The sequence below is a fragment of the Hydrogenophaga sp. 70-12 genome (genome assembly GCF_001897365.1).
Taxonomy (GTDB): domain Bacteria; phylum Pseudomonadota; class Gammaproteobacteria; order Burkholderiales; family Burkholderiaceae_C; genus Hydrogenophaga; species Hydrogenophaga borbori.
The window spans coordinates 1-1,048 of the sequence record NZ_MKSS01000365.1; the positions used below are offsets into that span (position 1 = coordinate 1).

General features: G+C 67.4%; 1 protein-coding gene. It reads left to right on the top strand.

Annotation, left to right across the window (positions count from 1 at the left end):
- Window positions 1–1,048, top strand: a 1,048-nt coding sequence (locus BGO22_RS18635; protein ID WP_286852182.1) for a DNA gyrase C-terminal beta-propeller domain-containing protein, incomplete at both ends; no start/stop codon positions are given.

The following is a 1,048-nucleotide window of genomic DNA, read 5'->3' on the forward strand; positions in this document are numbered from 1 at the left end:
GTTCGGCCAGACCAAGCTGGGCGCGCGCCGCAGCGAGATCGAGCACAACGCCCAGGACCTGGCCACCGAGGACCTGATCACGCCGACCGACATGGTCGTCACGCTGAGCCACTCGGGCTACATCAAGAGCCAGCCGCTCAACGAATACCGCTCGCAAAAGCGCGGCGGGCGCGGCAAGCAGGCCACGGCCACCAAGGAAGACGACTGGGTCGACCAGCTCTTCATCGCCAATACGCACGACTGGATCCTGTGCTTCTCCAACCGCGGCCGCCTGTACTGGCTCAAGGTCTGGGAGGTGCCCAGCGGCTCGCGCGGCTCGCGCGGCAAGCCCATCGTGAACATGTTCCCGCTGGCCGAGGGCGAGAAGATCAACGTGGTGCTGGCGCTCACCGGGGAGTTCCGCAGCTTCCCCGCCGACCACTACGTGTTCATGGCCACGGCGGGCGGCACGGTCAAGAAGACCGCGCTCGACGAATTCAGCAACCCGCGCAAGGCCGGCATCATCGCCGTCGACCTGGACGAAGGCGACTACCTCATCGGCGCCGCGCTCACCGACGGCCGTCACGACGTGATGCTGTTCTCCGACGGCGGCAAGGCCGTGCGCTTCGACGAGAACGACGTGCGCCCCATGGGCCGCAACGCGCGCGGCGTGCGCGGCATGATGCTGGAGGACGGCCAGAGCGTGATCGCCATGCTGGTGGCCGAGGACGAGACGCAGAGCGTGCTCACCGCCACCGTCAACGGCTACGGCAAACGCACCCCGATCGGCGAGTACACGCGCCATGGCCGAGGCACCAAAGGCATGATCGCCATCCAGCAGAGCGAGCGCAACGGCAAGGTCGTGGCCGCCACGCTGGTGCACACCGACGACCAGATCATGCTGATCACCGACAAGGGCGTGCTGGTGCGCACCCGCGTCGCCGAGATCCGCGAAATGGGCCGCGCCACGCAGGGCGTGACGCTGATCTCGCTGGACGATGGCGACGAACTCTCCGGCCTGCAGCGCATCGTCGAAAACGACGCCAACGTTCCCGAGGGTGGTGAACCC